The 324-nt window shown below is 27.8% G+C and carries 1 pseudogene; it reads left to right on the plus strand.

The features are described 5' to 3' along the window. Window positions 1-324: pseudogene (locus OU788_RS12740) on the plus strand (DoxX family protein); the annotation flags it as partial.

Here is a 324-nt window from a genome sequence, read left to right on the forward strand (position 1 = left end):
TTCTGCACCATTAATGCTTTTAGCAAATTTGTATATTCTCGTTTGGAATTATGACAAGTTAAAATATATTTTACCATTTAAAAATATACCAGATTATGGTATTGTAAAGCGACCAAAAAAATGGAACAATAAATTCCCATTTCTGTTTTTTGGTGGAGTTGCTGCAACCTTTGGACTTATAATTTTAATGTTTCTAAAAGGATTTGATATTATGCCAAGAAATTCATTATCCGATTGTAAAAAACAATATGCTAATACTAAATATGAGAATATTGGAAATGAATTTTGTGAGTGTATTCATTCACAAGGCAATGAGTTAGATGA

Source organism: Tenacibaculum sp. L6 (assembly GCF_028823685.1).
Classification (GTDB): Bacteria; Bacteroidota; Bacteroidia; order Flavobacteriales; family Flavobacteriaceae; genus Polaribacter.